This window comes from Nonomuraea helvata (assembly GCF_039535785.1).
GTDB classification, from domain to species: Bacteria; Actinomycetota; Actinomycetes; order Streptosporangiales; family Streptosporangiaceae; genus Nonomuraea; species Nonomuraea helvata.
In genome coordinates, this window is record NZ_BAAAXV010000001.1 from 1,320,721 (window position 1) to 1,337,523 (window position 16,803).

Annotated in this window: 16 protein-coding genes; 14 read left to right on the plus strand and 2 right to left on the minus strand. The window is 71.8% G+C overall.

Annotation, left to right across the window (positions count from 1 at the left end; all coding sequences use genetic code 11):
* The first annotated feature begins 6 nt into the window (after positions 1–6).
* The 3 genes from ABD830_RS06035 to ABD830_RS06045 are packed head-to-tail and all read left to right on the plus strand — an operon-like array spanning position 7 to position 1,965.
* A complete protein-coding gene (locus ABD830_RS06035) occupies positions 7–312 on the plus strand; it encodes an STAS domain-containing protein (RefSeq protein WP_344985377.1) in 306 nt (101 codons plus the stop codon).
* The gene (locus ABD830_RS06040) at positions 312–770 is read left to right on the plus strand and encodes an ATP-binding protein (RefSeq protein ID WP_344987640.1); all 459 of its coding nucleotides are present in this window, start codon (positions 312–314) and stop codon (positions 768–770) included. Before ABD830_RS06035 ends, ABD830_RS06040 begins: the two co-directional genes overlap by 1 nt.
* Before the next feature lie 4 nt (positions 771–774).
* A complete protein-coding gene (locus tag ABD830_RS06045; RefSeq protein ID WP_344985378.1) occupies positions 775–1,965 on the plus strand; it encodes a PP2C family protein-serine/threonine phosphatase in 1,191 nt (396 codons plus the stop codon).
* Positions 1,966–2,051: 86 nt separating this feature from the next.
* On the opposite strand, the gene ABD830_RS06050 is transcribed toward ABD830_RS06045, so the two are convergent.
* Complete coding sequence (locus ABD830_RS06050) at positions 2,052–3,260, minus strand: hypothetical protein (RefSeq protein ID WP_378520805.1); 1,209 nt, start codon at positions 3,258–3,260, stop codon at positions 2,052–2,054.
* Positions 3,261–3,552: 292 nt separating this feature from the next.
* Between ABD830_RS06050 and ABD830_RS06055 the strand changes: the two genes are divergently transcribed.
* The 3 genes from ABD830_RS06055 (at position 3,553) to ABD830_RS06065 (ending at position 8,577) form a co-directional block, all read left to right on the plus strand.
* Positions 3,553–4,362: a helix-turn-helix transcriptional regulator gene (locus tag ABD830_RS06055; protein WP_344985380.1), complete on the plus strand. Its 810-nt coding sequence runs from the start codon at positions 3,553–3,555 to the stop codon at positions 4,360–4,362.
* 132 nt (positions 4,363–4,494) lie between these two features.
* Positions 4,495–7,506, plus strand: a complete 3,012-nt coding sequence (locus tag ABD830_RS06060; protein WP_344985382.1) for a type I polyketide synthase — start codon at positions 4,495–4,497, stop codon at positions 7,504–7,506.
* 135 nt (positions 7,507–7,641) lie between these two features.
* Positions 7,642–8,577, plus strand: a complete 936-nt coding sequence (locus ABD830_RS06065) for a hypothetical protein (RefSeq protein ID WP_344985383.1) — start codon at positions 7,642–7,644, stop codon at positions 8,575–8,577.
* Here ABD830_RS06065 and ABD830_RS06070 read toward each other — a convergent pair.
* The gene (locus tag ABD830_RS06070; protein WP_344985384.1) at positions 8,538–9,875 is read right to left on the minus strand and encodes a sugar phosphate nucleotidyltransferase; all 1,338 of its coding nucleotides are present in this window, start codon (positions 9,873–9,875) and stop codon (positions 8,538–8,540) included. The two genes, ABD830_RS06065 and ABD830_RS06070, sit on opposite strands and share 40 nt — an antisense overlap.
* Before the next feature lie 201 nt (positions 9,876–10,076).
* Between ABD830_RS06070 and ABD830_RS06075 the strand changes: the two genes are divergently transcribed.
* The 8 genes from ABD830_RS06075 to ABD830_RS06110 all read left to right on the plus strand — a co-directional run bounded on the left by ABD830_RS06075 (position 10,077) and on the right by ABD830_RS06110 (position 16,768).
* Positions 10,077–11,075 (plus strand): alcohol dehydrogenase catalytic domain-containing protein, encoded by a 999-nt coding sequence (locus tag ABD830_RS06075; RefSeq protein WP_344985385.1) that lies wholly within the window; start codon positions 10,077–10,079, stop codon positions 11,073–11,075.
* A gap of 13 nt (positions 11,076–11,088) precedes the next feature.
* Positions 11,089–12,372 (plus strand): ferritin-like domain-containing protein, encoded by a 1,284-nt coding sequence (locus tag ABD830_RS06080; protein WP_344985386.1) that lies wholly within the window; start codon positions 11,089–11,091, stop codon positions 12,370–12,372.
* A gap of 94 nt (positions 12,373–12,466) precedes the next feature.
* Entirely contained in the window at positions 12,467–13,138 is a 672-nt protein-coding gene (locus ABD830_RS06085; RefSeq protein WP_344985387.1) for a hypothetical protein, read from the plus strand.
* The gene (locus tag ABD830_RS06090) at positions 13,135–14,244 is read left to right on the plus strand and encodes an NAD(P)-dependent alcohol dehydrogenase (protein ID WP_344985388.1); all 1,110 of its coding nucleotides are present in this window, start codon (positions 13,135–13,137) and stop codon (positions 14,242–14,244) included. Before ABD830_RS06085 ends, ABD830_RS06090 begins: the two co-directional genes overlap by 4 nt.
* Before the next feature lie 19 nt (positions 14,245–14,263).
* Complete coding sequence (locus tag ABD830_RS06095; protein WP_344985389.1) at positions 14,264–15,259, plus strand: alpha/beta fold hydrolase; 996 nt, start codon at positions 14,264–14,266, stop codon at positions 15,257–15,259.
* 2 nt (positions 15,260–15,261) lie between these two features.
* Positions 15,262–15,564, plus strand: a complete 303-nt coding sequence (locus tag ABD830_RS06100; protein WP_344985390.1) for a Nif11-like leader peptide family natural product precursor — start codon at positions 15,262–15,264, stop codon at positions 15,562–15,564.
* Entirely contained in the window at positions 15,561–15,881 is a 321-nt protein-coding gene (locus ABD830_RS06105; RefSeq protein ID WP_344985391.1) for a Nif11 family protein, read from the plus strand. Before ABD830_RS06100 ends, ABD830_RS06105 begins: the two co-directional genes overlap by 4 nt.
* The gene (locus tag ABD830_RS06110) at positions 15,878–16,768 is read left to right on the plus strand and encodes an alpha/beta fold hydrolase (protein WP_344985393.1); all 891 of its coding nucleotides are present in this window, start codon (positions 15,878–15,880) and stop codon (positions 16,766–16,768) included. The genes ABD830_RS06105 and ABD830_RS06110 overlap by 4 nt, the downstream gene beginning before the upstream one ends.
* Positions 16,769–16,803: the final 35 nt, after the last annotated feature.

Below are 16,803 nucleotides of genomic sequence, written 5' to 3' on the forward strand. Positions count from 1 at the left end.
CGAGTCATGTCTTTCAAGATGAAGATGAGCGTGGAGGGCGATACCGCCACGATCCGGCTGGCCGGCGAGCTCGACGGCAGCTCCGCCCCCGACCTCAACGACCTGGTCTCGCAGGCCGTGGGGCGGCAGGTGGGCAAGCTGGTGCTGCTCCTCGACGAGCTGACGTACATGTCGTCGGCGGGGGTGCGCTGCCTGATCTTCGCTCACCAGAAACTGCCGCGCGGCTCGGAGATCACCTTGGTGGGGACCAAGCCGGAGGTGGCCGAGACGATCCGGCTCACCGGCTTCGACCGCAGCATCGTGATGCAGTGATGCTCGCCTGCCGGCTCAGGATCGACGTTCAGCACGCGTCCCTGCCGGGCGTGGTGGCCGATTTCATCGAGGTGCTGGCAGACGAGGCCGGGCTGACCTCCCGCCAGGCGTACTGGCTGCGCCTGGCCACGGACGAGATCACCACGAACATCGCCCAGCACGGCTACCGGGGCGGGGCGGGCGTCGTGGAGCTGTCCGGGGAGATCGGGAACGACCGGCTGCGGGTCAGCATCGAGGACGACGCGCCGCCGTTCGACCCCGCCGGGTACGATCCCGCGCCGCGGCTGGCACTGCCGCCCGCCCAGCGCGACATAGGCGGTTACGGGCTGCTCCTCGCCATGGGCAAGGTGGACGAGTTCCACTACGAATACGTCGGCGGACGCAACCGCAACACCCTGATCATGCGACTGCTTGGAGGCGAGAATGCCGACGGCCCTGGTGGTTGCCGAACCGGCTAACCCCATGTCCCAGGCGGTGCTCGAACTCGACGGGGCGCTGCGCGAAGAGGGCTTCGACGTCCAGCTCGCCGTACCGGACGACCTGGTCCTGCGCCACCCGCACCCCGACCTGCTGCTGATCTCGGCGGCGCTCGGGCTGCAGCGGATGGCGCTGGTCAGCCAGCGGTTCCTGGTCGACGGGCGGATGCCCACGATCGTGGCCTTTCCCGACGACGACATCGCCGCGCTGGAGGAGTGCGTACGCGGCGGGTTCGACTACGTGACCCGCCCCTTCCTGCCCGGCCTGCTGCGCAGCAGGGCGAACTCCTGCTGGGAACGCTGGCAGCTCAGCACCACGGTGGAGGAGATGGCGGCGCTGGCCAGCCTGCGGGAGTACGAGCGTGAGCTGCGCATCGCCCGCGACATCCAGGCCGGGTTCCTGCCGGAGTCGCTGCCGATGCTGGACGGCTGGGAGATCGCGGCCAGCTTCCGGCCGGCCCGGCAGGTGGCCGGCGACTTCTACGACGTGTTCACCCTCGTCAACGGGCGCCGGCTGGCGCTGGTGGTGGCCGACGTGTGCGACAAGGGCGTGGGGGCCGCGCTGTTCATGGCGCTGATCAGGACGCTGCTGCGGCACACGGCCGAGCACACCGGGTTCGTCCAGGACGTCAGCGACGACGCCGCCGTGGCGCTGGACGGCTCGCCGGGAGAGTCCGCGCTGCCCCTGCTGTCGCTGGGGGCGGGGCCGCTGATCCAGGCGGTGGTCGGGACCAACCGGTACATGGCCCGCAACCACATCAAGCAGGCATATTTCGCGACGATGTTCTTCGGGGTGCTGGATCCGTACTCCGGGGACCTGGTCTACATCAACGGCGGGCACAATCCGCCCATCGTGGTGCACGCCGACGGCCGCCAGACGATGCTGCCGCCGACGGGGCCCGCGGTCGGGATCCTGGCCGACAGCTCCTACACGCTGGGGCACGTGCAGCTCGGCCCCGGTGACGCGCTGTTCGCCTACACCGACGGGGTGGTCGAGGCCAGGAACGCCGCCCACGGCCTGTTCGGCACCCCCCGGCTCCAGGACGTGCTGGCCGGGGCCGGGGCGCACGCCCCCGGCCTGCTCTCGGCGGTCGACTCCTCGGTGCGCACGTTCGTGGGCGCCGCCGAGCAGTCCGACGACATCACCACCCTCGCGCTGAGCAGGAACCCGTCCTGAGACACCCGGCCCGGACCACGGCGGCCAGCCGTGGTCCGGGCTTGTCAGGTGGCGAGCATCGGCATGGCGACGGCGGTCCGGGCTTGTCAGGCGGCGACCATCGACATGGCGACGGCGACGTCCCAGCCGGAGGCGGGCTCCCCACCGTGGAAGCCGGCCGCCAGCAGCGTCGCCTCGCCCGCCCGGCCCGCCAGCAGCAGCGCGTCGATCAGGTACGCCGTCAGATGCGCCGCCAGCCAGGGCGGCCCCGACTCCGTCCCTCCGGCGGTGAGCGCGAGCGCGCGCCGCAGGTGGAAGACCGCCTCGTCGGGCCGGGTCCGGAGGCGGGCCATGGCCTGCGCCGCGTGCACGAACAGGGCGGTCTCCCTGTCGGTGCGCGTGATCGCGCCGACGTCGTCGGCGGAGCGGCCGCTCAACGCCATGATCCAGGCCCGGTAGGCGAGCAGCAGCGGCCGCTGCGCCGGCCCGGCGGCCACCGCGGCACGCAGCAGGAACTCGGCGGCGGCCTCCGGCCGGCCCTGCCCGCAGGCGAGGTTGACCGCGCGGGCGAGCGCCAGGTGCGGCGTGCTCTCCACCACTCCCTCGGGCAGCGAGTCCAGGAACGACATGCTGTCGCGCCCCCTGCCGCGCAGCAGCAGCAGGTGCGCCAGCGGCACCGAGACGGTGTGCCCCTCGCCGCACCACGCCGCCGCCTTGCACAGCTCGAAGGCCCGGTCGAAGGCCAGCGCCGCCCAGGCGTCCCAGGTCGCCTTCACCAGATGCGGGGTGGCCGCGGACGGGTCCATCGGCGGCTGCCACTCGGTGGCGCACTGGAACTCCCACCCGGCGGCGCCCCGGGTCAGGCGTTCGGTGAGCCGGCGTCCGACCAGGAAGTCGTGCAGCAGGCGGGGGTTGCCGCCGGTCGCCGCGTGCAGGGCGTCGGCGGTGGCCTGCCGTACGTGGCCGCCGGCCAGCGCGGCCAGCAGGACGGCCACCTCCTCGACGGTGAGCGGCGGCACGTCGATCGTGTACGCTCCCGGCTCGAACCGCAGGCAGTCCACCGGATCGGGGCGCCCCGCCGCGGGCCCGGACAGCGTCGTGACCAGCACCCTGGCCCGCGGGCTCCCACCTGCGGCCACGCGCAGCGCCATCAGGCTCTCGTCCCCGCTCACCTGCGCGTCGTCCATGACGAGCAGCAGCGGGCGATCCCCGGCGGCCACCCCGACGCGGGCGGCGACGTCACCCGGGCTGTCCGCGGCACTCAGCCGGACGACCTCGTAACGCGCCGCCTCGGGCGATTCGAGCACACGCTCCACCAGCCGGCTCCGGCCTGAGCCCGGCTCACCTGTGACGACAATAGGGCCTGCGCCGGCTGCCCCGAGGGCTGACCGAATCGCGGCGAGCTGCTCGCTCCGGCCGGTGAAATGCCACTTCATCTGGTTAATCCCCCCAATTGAATCGACAAATTCATGTTTTGGGAACAAAGCCGTAACGTCAATGCCGAAATGACGCAATCCGGTTAGAGGTGACAAATATTCCGTGAGGCTTCTAGACTCAGCCTTGCGATCCGGATCTGCTGACGCGGTGGGGGCATTCACGGGGGGTTCTGTGTCAGGCGACGGCTGGAGCCGGCAGGAGCTCGCGCGATTCCTGCGCAGCAGGCGCGCACGGGTCACGCCGGGGCAGGTGGGCTTCCCCGAAGGCGGGGGACGCAGGACGAAGGGGCTGCGGCGCGAGGAGGTGGCGGTGCTCGCCGGCCTCAGCCCGACCTGGTACACGTACCTCGAGCAGGGGCGTGACATCAAGCCCTCCATCCAGGTGCTCGACAGCCTGGCCCGGGTGCTCGTCCTCAGCGAGGACGAGCGCCGCTACATGCACACGCTGGTGCACGGCCAGGTCACCAACCCGCAGCCGCTCGAGGGACAGACCTGGTCGGGCGACGTGATGGGCCCACTGGTCAGCCTGATGGGCGCCAGCGACTATCCGGTCTACGCCACCGACATCAACTGCGACCTGACCGCCTGGAACGACGCGGCCGCCGAGTGGTACGACGACTGGGGCAGCTACGCGCCCGAGCACCGCAACATGCTGCGCTGGCTGCTGGTCTCGCCCAAGGCCAAGGAGCGGCTGCCCGACTGGGAGCGCGTCACCTGCGACGTCATCGCCCGGTGGCGCTCGGAGCTGGCCAGGTGGCCGCACGACGACCGGCTGACGGCGAAGATCGCCGAGTTCTCCCAGCTGAGCCCGCTCTTCGCCGCCCTGTGGCGCAGGCACGAGGTGCAGGAGCACCGCAGCCTCACCCGCCGGTTCCGGCATCCGCGGCTGGGCCTGCAGACCCTGCGCATGGCGCTCATGATCACCCCGGACGAGCCGCTGGTGGGGCTTGTGATCCATTTTCCGATGCACGCGAGCGAATAACGCCGTTTCCACCGCCCCTCGGTATTTCGTCATCTGTTAATTGACACCCTCTGCGGGCGAGCCGGACCTTAGGTGATGTCGTTCGTCCAACCAACAAGGGCGCCCGGGCATCACGAATTCACGATGACGCGGGTGCGGACGGGAACGGGGCCCATGCACAACAACAGGGGGCGAGATCCCATCGCCATCGTCGGCGCCGCCTGCCGGTTGCCGGGTGCGGAGAGCCCGGCCGACCTCTGGCAGATCGTCAGCGGCGGCCGGGACGTGATCGGGGTGATCCCGCAGGAGAGATTCGACATCGAAACCGCCTCCGGCCGCCGCAGGCCCGAGGTGCTGCGGGGCGCGGGCGGCTATCTGGACGACATCGCCGGGTTCGACGCGCGCTTCTTCGGCGTGACGCCGTTCGAGGCCCTGCGGATGGACCCGCAGCAGCGGTTGCTCCTCGAGGTCACCTGGGAGGCGCTCGACGACGCGGGCATCCCGGGCGAGAGCCTGGCCGGGAGCGACACCGGCGTCTACACGAGCCTGCTGCCCTCGGGCTACTGGGACCTGCTGCGCCGCTCGGGGATGTACGACATGCACGCCGCGCTCGGTGCGGCCGTCAGCGGCATCTTCCCCGGCCGCATCTCCACCCATCTCGACCTGCGCGGTCCCAGCATGGGCGTGGAGGCGGCCTGCGCGACGTCGCTGCTGGCGGTGCACGTGGCCTGCCGGGCGCTGTGGGCGGGCGAGATCGACCTGGCCATCGTCGGCGGCGCGAACCTGCAGATCGTGCCCGACCTGTATTTCGCGCTCGCCGACGCCGGCGTGCTGTCCGGCTCGGGCCTGTGCAAGTTCGGCGACGTCTCGGGGGACGGGTACGTGCGCAGCGAGGGCGTGGTGGCCCTGATACTCAAGCCGCTCTCGCGGGCCCTCGCCGACGGCGACCGCCCGTACGCGACGATCCTGGGCAGCGCCGCCACCCACGACGGCCGCACCGGCGGCTCGCTCGTCGCGCCCGGGCTGGAGGGGCACGAGACGATGCTGCGCAAGGCCTATCTCGACGCCGGGGTCTCCCCCGGCGACGTCGACTACGTCGAGGCGCACGGGCCCGGCACCCCTGCCGGCGACCCGACCGAGCTGGCCGCGCTGAACCTGGTCATGCGGGAGGGCCGGGACCCGGGGCGGCGCTGCCTGGTCGGATCGGTCAAGTCCAACATCGGCCACACCGAGTTCGCGTCGGGGATGGCGGGGCTGCTCAAGACGGCCCTGGCCCTGCGGCACCGGACCATACCTCCGACGCTGCACGTGGTGGAGCCGCACGCCGTCCTGCGGGACCCGGCCGCGGCCATCGAGCTCGCGCTGCTCGCCCAGGACTGGCCGGAGCGGGGGGTGCCGGCCCTGGCGGGCGTCAACTCCTTCGGCATGTCGGGGACCAACGTCCACGTCGTGCTCTCCGAGGCGCCGCGCCCGGCGCGTCCGCGTCGCACCGAGGCCCGGCCCAGCTACGTCCTGCCCCTGTCGGCGCGGGACCCTCGGGCGCTCGACGAGCTCGCGGGCGCGTACGCCGAACTGCTCGACACCGTGTACACCGTGGCCGACACCGTGGCCGAGGACGAGGGGTCCGGCCTCCACGACGTGTGCTTCAGCGCGGGCGCCCGGCGCTCGCACCACGAGTTCCGGCTGGCCGCGGTCGGCGACGACGCCCGCTCGCTGGCCGCGTCCCTGCGGGAGTTCCGCGCGAGCGGCCGGGGTGACGGGCGGTCGGTGCATGCCGGGGAGCGCCGCGCGGCCAAGCGGCCGAAGGTGGTGTTCGTCTTCCCCGGGCAGGGTGGCCAGTGGGCGGGCATGGGCAGGCAGTTGCTGGCCGCCGAGCCGGCCTTCGCCCGCCGCCTGCACGAGTGCTCGCGCGCGGTGGCCGCCGAGCTCGGGTGGTCCCCCGTGGACGTGCTGCTGCGCGGGGAGCGGTTGACGCGCGTGGACGAGGTCCAGCCGACGCTGTGGGCGATGCAGGTGGCGTTGGCCGCCGTGTGGCGCGAGTGGGGCGTCGAGCCCGACCTGCTCATCGGCCACAGCATGGGCGAGATCGCCGCGGCGGTCACCGCGGGCGCGCTGAGCGTGGCCGACGGCGCGGCCGTGGTCGCCCGGAGGAGCCGGCTGCTGCGCGAGCTGCGCACACCCGGCGCCATGTGGGCCGTGGGGCTCGGCGAGGAGGCGGCCCTGCAGGCCGTCGGCGAGCGCTCCGGCCAGGTCTGCGTGGGGGTGGTCAACAGCCGGCACTCCACGGTCCTGTCCGGCGACCCCGCGGAGCTGGAGCGGATCGTCGAGCCGCTGCGCCGCGACGGCGTCTTCTGCCGTCAGGTGGACGTGGACTACGCCTCGCACGCGCCGCAGGTGGAGCCGGTGCGCGAGGCGCTGCTGGAGGCGCTGTCCGGCGTCAGGCCCGGCCCCTGCTCCGTGTCCATCCACTCCAGCGCCTGGGACCGGGTCGTGGACGGCACGGAACTGAACGCCGGTTACTGGTTCGACAACCTGCGCCTGCCCGTGCGCTTCGCCGCCGCCTGCCAGGCCGCGCTCGCCGATGCCCGGCCCACCGTGTTCATCGAGATGAGCCCGCACCCGGTGCTGCAGACGGCGCTGGAGGAGGAGATCGAGGCGTCGGGCGCGAACGCGAGCGTCGTGCCCTGCCTGCGGAGGGACGTGCCGGACGCGGCCGCCCTCAGCGCCGCGCTCGGCCAGGCGTACGTGCTGGGCTGCCGTCCCCGCTGGGACCGCGTCCACGCGGAGGGCGAGTACGTCCGGCTGCCCGGCTACCCCTGGCAGCGGCGGCGGTTCTGGCCCGGCTCGGCCACGTCGCCCATTCCTCCCGAGCCCGCCCGCGAGCCCGTCCTCGCGCGGCGAGGACGCCCGGATCTGGCAGCTCTCTCCGAGACCGAGCTGACCGCTGTGGTGGCCGACCTGGCGTCCCAGATCCTCGCGGTGCCCGGCCACGAGATCGGGATGGATGTGCCGCTCACCCTGCTGGGGCTGGACTCCGTGCTGGCCACCAGGTTCCGCGAGCGGGTGCGGCGGGAGCTGGGCGTGGACGTGCCGGTCCGCAGCCTGCTCGGCCCGAGCACGCTGCTGGACCTGACCACCGAATTACGCTCGGCGGCGACCGTGTGAGACAAGGCCGCCGCAGTCGGGAGACGGGGCTCCGGGACGTCCGGAGCCTCGTCTCCGCTCTTTTGAAGCTGGCATTCCGACTACTAGCACTAACTGATTCTTGAGCATTCCAGTCAGGAGCCGGAGGATACGGGCATGGTGACAGCCGTGTTGGGAACGCTGGCCGGCGCCGCGCTCGTGGCGGCGGTCTGGCTGAGCGTCGTGCTCACCGTGTTCACCCCCCGGGGCAGGCCGACCCGGCTGGTCCGCGGCGTCCTGCGGGCGTTCGCCGGCCCCATCCTCGCGATGGCCGGCCGGGTCCCGCCCGTGATCCGGGAGCCGCTGCTCGACCTGTGCGGGCCGCTGGCCGTCGTCACGGTGGCCGCGATCTGGCTCGGCGTGTCCACGGCCGGGTTCGCGCTGCTGGAGGGCACGCCGCTGCGTGAGGCCGAGTGGGCGTCCCGGCTGCTGATGGTGGCGGCCATCACGGCGTACCTGGGGCATTTCCTGGCCGCCTACGCCCGGCGGGAGCGGCTGGTCGGCAGGCTGGGCGGCAACGTGTGCAACCCGCGCGACGCCGACACCATGCTCGCGGCCTACCTCAAGACCGGCTCACGCGACCATCTCGACACCATGTTCGCCGAGTGGACAGGGTGGATGGCCGAGGTGGAGCACTCCCACCTCGCCCATCCGGCGCTCACGTTCCGCCGCCCCGCGGGCGACCTCGACTGGCTCAAGGCCGCGGTCATCGTCCTGGACGCGGCCGCGCTCATCGAGGCGCTGGCGCCGAGCTGGGCCCCGGCGCACACGAAGGCCCTGCTCATGACGGGGACGCGCTGCATGCACCGGCTGGCCCGCGGGCTGTGCATCACGCTGCCGCCCATCCCGGTGAGCCTGCAGGGACGTGAGGAGCGCAACTTCTCCGACACGCTGCTGCTGGTGCACGAGGCGGGGCTGCCGGCCGAGCGCGACCCGCAGAAGGCGTGGACCGTCTTCCAGGACCTCCGCACCGGGTACGCCCCGCACGCCTACGCCATCGAGACCCGGCTCCGTTACGACCGGGTCGAGGAGCCGGACGACGTCTGCGACTGACGCCCGCCGGCGTGCCCGGCCCCTGTGCCGGATCCTGTCCCGGCCCCTGTCCCGGATCCTGTCCCGGATCCTGTCACGGTCTGTCCTGGATAGGCGATGACGCCGCTGAGGCCGGCGCCCTCGGCGACGCGTACCTCGTGGCCGAGCGCGGTGAAGCCGCCGATGACGGCGGGGCGCTCCAGCGACGAGTCCACCCTCGCCATCACGCCCACGTACGCGTCGCTGAGCCGCGCGCCGGGCCCGATGATCGCGCCGTCCAGGCAGGCCACCCGTTCCAGGCGGCACCACGGGTGCAGGTCCGCCTCGTCGCCGACGTACGAGTCGCGCAGCACGACACCGGGGCCGATCTCGACGTCCCGGCCGATCCACGCGCCCGGCCCCACGTGCACGAGCCCGGCGGCCAGCTTCTCGGCCAGCGTCAGCCCGCTGACCTCGTCGCGCCGCGCCAGCGAGGCGGGGTGGATCACGGGCCGGTCCGGGAGCCGCAGGCCCGGGTAGCCGCCGGCCAGGGCCTCGGCCATGGTGAGCAGGTACTCGCGGGGGTTGCCCAGGTCGCCCACCTTGGCAAGGGGCGAGCACATGACCCGGTGGCCGCGCGACACCAGCCACGGCAGCAGGTCGCCGCCCCAGTCGAGCCCCTGCCGGGCCAGCGCCGCCAGCTCGTCGGTGGCGGCCAGCGCGCGCAGCCTGGCGCAGTCCACCAGATAGAGGCCGGCGTTGATGGGCACTCTGTCCGAGTCGTCGGCCACCGCCGCGATGGTCTCCATGGGCGGTTTCTCGATGAACCGCTCGATCCGGCCGGCGCCGTCCGCGAGCACCAGTCCGTACGTCCCCGCCACCTCCGCCGCCGTCCGATGGACCAGGCCGACCGTCACCACCGCCTTGCTCGCCAGGTGGTCACGCGCCAGCGCCGCCAGGTCGAACTCGAAGAGCGAGTCCGTCGGGAACACCAGGGCGTGGCCGAGCAGGCCGTGCTCCTCGATCACGCTGAGCGTCGCCTGCCCCGAGCCGGTGTTGAACCGGTCCGTACGCGGCCGCGAATACCGCACCGAGACTCCGAGCCGCTCGCCGTACCCCAGAGCCTCCTTGACCTGGTAACGATTCTCCCGGCCGTTGGCCGCCACATGGAAACTCGTTATCCCCTGGTCGCGCAGCCCCGCGACGAGCCATTCGATGACCGGCCGCCCGAGAAAAGGGACGGCGGCCTTGCTCCTTATGTGACCGGAACCCTCGAGGGTGAGCGGGCGGGCGCGGAGTCCGCGTCCGCCCGCCAGCGCGATGGCGGCAATGGAAAGCATGGAAATCTCCAAGGACAGCGGGCGGTGACCCATTCGTACCATTCGCGCCCGGAATATGGCCTGTTTCGGCCGCCGAACGCCGTTATTTCGTCAGGTCCGGGTCTGACAAAAGCGCCGTGGCTCCGTTAAGTCAGGGTGCCGCCGGCGCGGGCCGGATATTTATCGTGGGCCTCCCTGACGTGTCTCGCCGAGGAGGAGACCGTGCGCGCAGCCGTCATCACGCAACTCAACTCCGCATGGGAGTTCCAGGACCTCGCCGATCCCGAGCCCGGGCCCGGCCAGGTCGTCGTACGCATTCACGCGTGCGGCATGTGCTTCAGCGACGTGCTGGTCCACCGTGGCCACTGGCCGGTGCGGCTGCCGATCGTGCCGGGGCACGAGCCCGTGGGCGAGGTGGTGGCGCTCGGTCCCGGCGCCACCACCCTGCGGGTGGGCGACCGGGTGGGCGTCTCGTGGATGCAGCGCGGCGAGGGGCGCTGCCTCCAGTGCCAGAGCTGGCACCCGGTGGCCTGTGAGCACACCACGACCTGGATGGACATGGGCGGCGGCTACGCCGACCTGATGGTGGCCTGGGAGTCGGGGTGCACGCTGCTGCCCGACGGCCTGGACTACACCGACGCGGCGGTGGCCTTCTGCGCCGGCTTCACCTCGATGAGCGGCCTGCGCAACGCCGACCCCCGGCCGGGCGAGCGCGTCTGTGTACTGGGCGTCGGCGGGCTCGGGCACATGGCGGTGCAACTGGCCGCCGCCATCGGCCTGGAGACGGTCGTACTCACCACCTCGCCCGACAAGGCGGAGTACGCCGAGGAACTGGGCGCCGCGCAGGGCGTCGTGGTCGGCGACGACCCCGGCAAGGCGCTGGCCGACGCCGGCGGCGCCGACATCATCCTGGCCACCACCACCTCGGCGGACCTCGTCGCCCGCGTGCTGTCCGGCCTGCGCTACGGCGGCCGGCTGGTCACGATGGGCGTCACCGGCCCGCTGCAGATCGACGACATGATGACGCTGCTGTTCAAGCAGTGCTCCATCAAGGGCAGCACCCACAACAACCGCTCCGACCTGGTCGAGGTGCTCACGCTGATGGCCGCGGGCAAGGTCAGGCCGCGCGTGGAGACCTACCCGTTCGCCGAGATCAACGAGGTGCTCAAGCGGGTGGAGGCAGGCCAGGTGCGCTACCGCGCCGTACTCACCCCCAACTGAGGAGGACCCCCGCATGTCCGAGCCCCCGATCGTCATAGCGAACCGGGAGCACCTGTGGTGGCTGCTCAACGAGGCCTCACAGCTGGAACACATGATCCTGAGCCAGTACCTCTTCGCCGAGGCCAGCCTCAAGAGCGGGACGGAGGACGGCCTGACGGCCGAGCAGGCGGACGCGGTCGCCGGCTGGCGCAGGATCCTGCACTCCATCGCGGTCGAGGAGATGCTGCACCTGGCGCTGGTGTCCAACCTGCTGGCCGCCATCGGCGCGGCGCCCACCTTCGGCCGCCCGAACTTCCCGCAGCGCTCGGGGTACTTCCCGTCCGGCATCCAGCTCGACCTGCTGCCATTCGGCGAGCAGGCGCTGCGGCACTTCCTGTACCTGGAACGCCCCGAGGGCATGCAGCTGCAGGACGCCGCGGAGTTCCGGCCGGTGCCGCCCACCCGCGCCCGGCTCGACCCCGCCGATCTCATGCCCAGGGGCCAGGAGTACGAGACGATCGGCCACCTGTACCGCGGGATCGAGGAGGGACTGCGGGCGCTCTGCGCCCAGCTCGGAGAGCCCGCCGTGTTCGTCGGGTCCCCGAGCGCCCAGGCCACGCCGCAGCTGTTCCGCTGGCCGCAGCTCGTCGCGGTCACGGATCTGAAGTCGGCGTTCACCGCGATCGATCTCATCATCGAGCAGGGCGAGGGCGCGCGCGGCGACTGGCAGCAGGCCCACTACGGGCGCTTCCTCAAGGTGTGGCGGGAGTACGAGGAGCTGCGGGCGCGCGACCCGGGCTTCGACCCGGCGCGGCCGGCGCTCGCCGCCTTCCTCAAACAGCCCTACGACATCGCGGACCCCCAGCCGCTCATCACCGATCCCGGCACCCGCAGGACGGCCGAGCTGGCCGCGGTGGCCTACGAGCTGGTGCTGCACCTGCTGACCAGGTTCTTCACGCACACCGACGAGAGCGAGGAGCAGCTGGGCCTGCTCGTCGGCACGTCGATCAGCATGATGGCCGACGTGCTGCGGCCGCTGGCCGCCGCCATGACCACACTGCCCGTCGGCCCCGAGCACCCCGGCCGCACGGCGGGCTTCGCCTTCGAGATGTACTACGCCATGAGCAACTTCGTGCCCTGGCGCGAGCCCTCGTGGGCGCTGCTGCACGAGCGCATGCGGGTGCTCGTGGAGCGCTGCAGGGCCGCCGAGAAGGCCGGAGGCCCGGCGTCCGCGGTCGCCGCGTCGGCCGGGATCCGGGCGGCCGAGCTGGCCGAGCGGGTACGCGCGCACGTGCCGCCGAGGCTGCTCCCGTCGTAGGACTTCACGAATTACCTCGCGCCGCCCGGCCGACTTGCCAATGTACGCGTCGGCTCTTTGACGTCGGCCGGGCCGCCGTAAAAAGAATTGACTCATGCGAGGTGTGATGGAAACCAGCGCCGAATTCATGGTCGAGGAACTCTCCGGCCGATGGCGCAGCCCGGTCGCCGCCGAAGTATTCCCAGGAATATTCGGGGTGGACGACTTCTGGCTGCACAGTCCTTTCTGGGCCATTCATTTCAACGCCTACAAGGACCCCGGCTGCGACAGCCGGCTCTTCGAGCTCATCATCACGGGCATGTTCCAGCTGCTCGGGCCGAGTGAGCGGACCCCCGGCGCGCGCGACGCCGATTTCTCCCGGACCAAGGTCTGCCTGCGCCTGTTCGACACCGGGCTCGTCGCCGGCGCCGACGAGGTGAAGGCGGGCGACGGTCACTGGCGGCTCGGCGAGTGGCAGGACGTCTCCCACGGCGGCTGCTCGATCCTGGACCTGCCGGGCGTGGACGAGTGCCCGCGGGAGTACGACCTGCTCGGCCTGGCCCGCTCGCACGGCCGGGACGGCGACAGGCTCTACTTCGGCCAGCGCCACCACGACGAGCTCGGCTCGATCTGGACCCGCCGCGCCCCCGGCCTGCTCGACTACTACGTCGTCCGCGTGGTCGGAGCTCCGCCCCAGGTCGGGGACGGCGCGGAGTGGGGGCCGGCGGAGTGGACCCACGTCACGAGCTCGTACACCCTCAGCCCCGACGATCGGAGACCCTCGTGACCACCACCCAAGCCGCAGTCGTCGAATCGCCGGGAGCGGCGTTCACGCTCCGGGACGTCGAGCTGGACGCCCCGCGCGAGGGCGAGATCCTCGTCCGGATGAAGGCCGCCGGCATCTGCCACACCGACCTCACGGTGGCGGCGGGGCACATCCCGTTCCCGCTGCCGGGCGTGCTCGGGCACGAGGGGGCCGGCGTCGTGGAGGAGACCGGCCCCGGCGTGACCAAGGTCAAGCCGGGCGACCACGTCGTCCTCACCTTCACCTCGTGCGGGAGCTGCGCCTCCTGCCGGGTCGGCCACCCCGCCTACTGCACGACCTGGATCCCGCAGAACCTCATCGGCGGCAAGCGCGCCGACGGCAGCTCGCCGATCAGCAGGGGCGGAGTCGCGCTCGGCGGGCGGTTCTTCGGCCAGTCGTCGTTCGCCCGCCACTCCATCGCCGACGAGCGCAGCGTCGTCAAGGTCGACCCGGACCTGCCGTTCGAGCTGCTGGCCCCGCTGGCCTGCAGCGTCCAGACCGGCACCGGCGCGGTGTGGAACACGCTGCGCCCGGAGCCCGGCACGTCCATCGCGGTGATCGGCACGGGCGCGGTGGGCCTGGCCGCCATCATGGGCGCGGCGCTCACCCCGGTCAGCCAGATCATCGCCGTGGGCCGGCAGGCGGCGCAGCTCGAGCTGGCCGCCAAGATCGGCGCCACCCACACCGTCGACTCGACCGGCCTGGACCTGGCCGGCGAGCTACGGAAGATCACCGGCGGCGCCGGCGTCGACTACGTGGTCGAGGCGGTGGGCAACCCCGAGGTGCTGCGCGCCGGCATCGAGGCGCTCGCCCCGCGCGGCGCGGTGGCCGTCGTGGGCGCTCCGCCGTACGGGGTGGAGGTCTCGGTCGACGTGCACCGGCTGCTGCCGGGGCGGCGGATCCTCGGCGTCTGCGAGGGCGACAGCGACCCCGACCGGCTCATCCCGCTGCTGGCGCGGCTGATCCGCGGCGGCCGGCTGCCCGTGCAGCCGCTCATCAGAGAGTACGACTTCGCCGACATCCAGGCCGCGGCGGACGACTTCAGGTCCGGCAAGAACATCAAGACGATTCTGCGGTTCGACGCGTGACCGACGTTTGGAGCCAGGAATGAACACCTTCGAGCTCGGCGACTTCCGGCTCACCTCAGGCGACACGCTTCCCGGTGCCCGGCTGGCGTACCAGACCTTCGGTGAGCTGAACCAGGCCAAGGACAACGTGGTCGTGTTCCCGACCTTCCTCGGCGCTCCCCCCGAGGTGCTCAACGGCTGGATCGGCGAGAACCGTGCGCTCGATCCCCGCACCCACTTCATCGTGCTGCCCGGCCACTTCGGCCTCCCGCCGTCCTCCGCGCCGAGCAACACCCCGGCGAGACCCTTCCCCGCCGTCACCGTCGCCGACGACGTCATCGCCCAGCAGCGGCTGCTGGAGGAGGTGTTCGGCGTGCGCGAGATCCGGCTGGCGCTCGGCTGGTCGATCGGCGCGATCCAGGTGTACGAGTGGGCGCTGCGCTTCGGCGACCTCGTACGGAGCATCGCCCCCATCGCCGGGGCGCCCACCCCGCCACCGTGGACGAAGCTCTGGCTGAAGACGGTGGTGGAGGAGCCCATCACCGCGGACCCGAACTACGCCGACGGCGGCTACGCGTACGCGGCGAGCGTCAGCGGCGGCCTGGCCCGGGTCGCGCACGGCTCGGCGCTGACCGCCCCGCCCCGCACGTTCTACTACGACAGCTCCGAGGTCTGGCGCACGCTGGGCTTCGACAGCGTGGACGCGTTCGTCGAGGGCTTCTGGGAGGGCTTCTGGCTCCCGCAGGACCCCAACGACGTGGTCACCCAGGCCCGCAAGGCCCGCTTCGCCTGGCCGGGGGCCAGGGGCGAGTCCCTGCGTGAGGTCCTGGGCCGGATCAAGGCGAAGACCACGATCGCCGCCTTCACTGGCGACGCGCTGTTCCCGCCGGACGAGCTCAGGCAGTACGCCGAGTGGATCCCCGGCGCGACGTTCCGTCAGATCGACAGCGTCTACGGCCATCTGGCCACGTTCGGGCTGGCCGAGCCCGACGTGAAGGCCATCGACGACGTCATCCGGCACGCGCTGGAGAGCTAGCCGTGTCCGAGTCGGAGTTCGTCAGGTTCCTGGATGCGGCGCGGTCGGATCCCGAGCTGCTGGCCCGCTACTCCCCCATGGACCTCACCCGGGTCCTGTTCCACGCCCGCAACGACGGGTTCGCCTTCACCGAGGCCGACGCCGAGCGGGTCATCGGCCGGCTGGAGGCGGATGTCGTCATCCACAAGGACAAGGAGCCGTTCGACGGGAGCAGCACCCTGTGGCGGCACATGTGGGGCACGCGCTACCTCGACTACCTGGTCGACCACGTGGTCGCCCGCTACTCCCCCGAGGAGCTGGCATGAGCGAAGGGAACGTCATCGGGTTCCTGCGCGGCCTGGCCGAGCGGCCCGATCTGGTCGACCGGCTCAAGGACAAATCCAAGGACGCGGTCATCGCGGCCGCCGCCGCCGCCGGGCAGCCGTTCACCGCGCAGGAGTTCAACGCCTTGGTCTGGGAGCTGGAGGCGCGGCTGGCGCGCGAGCGCGGCGAGGAGTTCAACGAGCGGTTCCCGCTCTGGGGCCTGCTGTGGGGCCGGTACTACCTGGAGTTCCTCGTCTTCGACCTCGTGCCCAGCCTCGACGAGACCGGCCTCCTGGTCGGATTGGAGCGCAAGCCATGATGCGAAACGCCCTGTACATCGGGCGCGAATGGAACGTCGACCACGACCTGCGGGCGCCGGTGACCGACGCCGAGCTCAGGTACACGGTGATCGGCGAGGGCGAGCCCGTGCTGTGCATCCACGGCACCAGCATCGCCGACAGCCTCATCACCCCCATGCGGTTCTACCCGCCGCTGCTGCAGGACTACCAGCTCATCAGCTACTACCGGGCCGGCTACAACGGCAGCACGCTGGACAAGCCCGAGCTGAGCATCGAGGGCGGCGCGCAGCACGTCGCCGAGCTGCTCGACCACCTGGGCATCGAGAAGGCGCACATCATGGCCTTCTCCTTCGGCGGCGTGATCGCCTTCCAGTTCCTGCTGTCCTACCCGGAGCGGGCGCACAGCGCGATCCTGCTGGAGCCGTACCTGCCGCGTGAGGCGCCGGACGCGATCAGCGCCAACGTCGACGCCTTCATGAACGCGATGAAGCTGTACGAGACGGGCGACAAGCTCGGCGCGGCGCAGCTCTACATGGAGGCGGTGTGCGGGCCGAGCTTCCTGCCCGCGGTGGAGATGACCGGGCCGCTCGACGTGTGGGACCGCGTCGAGGCGTGCGTCGACACGACCTTTACGGTGGACTTCCCGGCGATCTCGCAGTGGGGCTTCAAGCCGTCGGAGGCCGACCAGCTGGTCACGCGGAAGCCGGACATGCCGGTGCTGGCCGTGATGGGCCTCGACAGCGAGTCGGTGATGCCGGGGTTCCGCGACGCGCAGCGCTTCCTCATGAACTGGCTGCCGCAGGCGGAGCGGTGCGGCATCCCCAACGCCACGCACGGGCTGCAGAGCATGAACCCGGTGGCCGTCGGCGAGGCCGCGCACGCGTTCCTCAAGCGGAACCCGATGTGAGATCCGTGCGCCCTGTCATCCGACCCTGTCGGCTG